The sequence below is a fragment of the Burkholderia sp. Ac-20392 genome (genome assembly GCF_017104585.1).
In the GTDB taxonomy this organism is placed as follows: Bacteria; Pseudomonadota; Gammaproteobacteria; order Burkholderiales; family Burkholderiaceae; genus Burkholderia; species Burkholderia lata.
Map to the genome: position 1 here is coordinate 1 of NZ_JAAGPB010000921.1, position 1,618 is coordinate 1,618.

The 1,618-nt window shown below is 66.9% G+C and carries 2 protein-coding genes and 1 pseudogene; 2 read left to right on the forward strand and 1 reads right to left on the reverse strand.

Annotated features, from left to right (window positions below):
- Nucleotides 1–533, reverse strand: a 533-nt coding sequence (locus G3N99_RS39720; RefSeq protein WP_206125133.1) for a LysR family transcriptional regulator, incomplete at its 3' end; no start/stop codon positions are given.
- Nucleotides 534–648: 115 nt separating this feature from the next.
- Here G3N99_RS39720 and G3N99_RS39725 point away from each other — a divergent pair.
- Nucleotides 649–1,032: a tautomerase family protein gene (locus G3N99_RS39725; protein ID WP_011355834.1), complete on the forward strand. Its 384-nt coding sequence runs from the start codon at nucleotides 649–651 to the stop codon at nucleotides 1,030–1,032.
- 126 nt (nucleotides 1,033–1,158) lie between these two features.
- Nucleotides 1,159–1,618, forward strand: a pseudogene (locus G3N99_RS39730) (CHAD domain-containing protein); the annotation flags it as partial.

Genomic DNA, 1,618 nt, shown 5'->3' on the forward strand with positions numbered 1-1,618 from the left:
TCGCGCGGCACCCAGTCCGGCGCGGCGAGCCAGGCCAGCGGTTCGGAGAACAGCAGCGTGCCGTCTTCGCGCGGCGGGTCTTCGCCCGGCTCGTGCCGCACGATCACCGCGTCGAACCGGCGTTCGTCGTATTGCGCGAGCAGGTTCGTCGACGTGCCGAGATGCATTTCGAGCGACAACCCCGGATCCTGCCGGTGCAGGCTCGTGAGCACCGCCGGCAGGTCGGGCACGGCGACATGCTCGCTGACGCCGAGCGACAGCCGATGCGTGCCGGCCGAGATCGCGCCCAGCGCGTGATCGTGCGCGTCGAGCAGCGCACGGGCGGCCGGCAGGAAATTCTCGCCGTCGGCGGCCAGCTTGACGACGCGCGGCGTGCGCGCGAGCAGCGGCTTGCCGAGGTGGGCTTCCAGCCGCTTCAGCTTCAGGCTGACGGCCGATTGCGTGGTGCCGAGCGCATCGGCGGCGCGCGTGAAGCTGGCGAGATCGGCGACCAGCACGAACGCGCGGACGGCATCGAGGTCAAGGACTTTCATTTTCAATGTAAATGGATGAAATATTCATCAATGACTGTTCATTATAGTTCGGCGAGCCTAACCTGACGCTGTGTTTCCGTTCTTCAACGTCAACTTCACCGACAGGAGCAGGACCATGCCCTTCACCCGTATCGCAGTCCGCGAAGGCAAGCCGGCCGCCTACCGTGCGGCGCTCGTCGACGGCGTGCATCGCGCGCTGATGCACACGTTCAACGTGCCCGAGGACGACATCTTCATGGTCGTCACCGAGCATGCGGCCGAGAACTTCGTGTTCGGTCGTCACTACCTCGATATCGAACGCAGCGACGATCTCGTGATGATCCAGATCACCGCGAACAACACGCGCACGCTCGAGCAGAAGCGGGCGCTGTACCGGGCGATCGCGGACAACCTCGCGCAGCAGCCCGGCGTGCGGCAGCAGGACGTATTCATCAGTCTTGTCGAGGTACTGAAGGAGGACTGGTCGTTCGGCAACGGCCTCGCGCAATACGCCGTTTGACCTGCGACAGCACGACAGGGCCAGATCGTCGCCTGCGAGTTTTGGCGACGTGTACTATGGAAGCAGCTTCACGGGTGACGCCGGCGCGATCGATGCGCCGGCGATTCTTCATGTGCAGGAGCCTCCATGTCGCGTGTGCTGGAAATCGTGTTGTCGCTGTCGCTGGAAGGGTGGCCGGTCAAGGCTGCGAGTCGCGCCCGGGGCGCACAGCGCGATTTCGGCGCCGAACTCGTGCGCGCGTGGCGGATCTGCCCGCAGGTCCGGATGCGCCGCGGCCACGAGCGCGTGACGATCGAGCCGTGCCAGATCGAGGAGGCCGAGTTGAGCCCCGGCGCGAGCTGGTGGACGTGGGTCGAGTCGAATGCGCACGGCAGGCGCGTCGTCGCGTCGCGCACGAAGGCGTTTGCGCCGGGTGTCACGGCGCGCGAACTGTTCGACGCGGAGCATGCGGGCATCGTCGTCGCGATGCCGCTGCCCGTACCCGATGCGGCCGTCGCAGCCGAGGCCGTCGTCGCGACAGGCGAAATCGACGGCGCCGCGCCGGATACGGCCGGGCGCCCGGAGGAGGCCGGTACCCAGCCGGACG